Annotated in this window: 1 protein-coding gene; it reads left to right on the forward strand. The window is 60.5% G+C overall.

All coding sequences use genetic code 11. The features are described 5' to 3' along the window. Positions 1-231: 231 nt before the first annotated feature. The coding region (locus IFT65_RS18460; RefSeq protein WP_192082852.1) for a transposase at positions 232-564 on the forward strand (333 nt) is incomplete at its 3' end.

The following is a 564-nucleotide window of genomic DNA, read 5'->3' on the forward strand; positions in this document are numbered from 1 at the left end:
AGCAGCCGACTGAAGTCGGCTCTTATCTCTTCGAGATCTGGCACTTTAGGTGCCGAGAGCCCGGCGCGGGCGACCGTTCGGCTCTAGGTCTTCGCGATCGCTTGGTAGCAAGGATCCCCGCGCCGGTCTTCTCCCTGATCCGCCCGAACAGTTGATCGAGTTGGCGCTCGTAATGATAAGACTGGGCAAGCGGGGGGAGCTCTCGACCCTGTCAGCGTACCGGAGATTGCCATGTTTGGGATCGGGATCGACGTAAGTAAGGACCGTCTGGACGTTGCCGTGCACGAGCAGCAGTTCCGCCACTTCAGCAACAGCAAGCGTGGCTTTAAAGCATTGGTTCGCTGGCTGCAGAAGTGGCCGGCCAAGCAGGTCGTGCTTGAAGCGAGCGGGGGGTATGAGCAGGCGGCCTTGGACGCGCTTCATGAGGCCGGCCTGCCAATAGTGCGGATCAATCCAGGCAGGGCGCGTAGCTTCGCCAAAGCCACTGGGCAGCTGGCTAAAACGGACCGGATCGATGCGATGGTGCTGGCCCAGATGGCACACCTGTTGAAGCACACTCGATAT

Origin of the sequence: Stenotrophomonas sp. CFBP 13725 (genome assembly GCF_014841935.1) — a bacterium.
In the GTDB taxonomy this organism is placed as follows: Bacteria; Pseudomonadota; Gammaproteobacteria; order Xanthomonadales; family Xanthomonadaceae; genus Stenotrophomonas.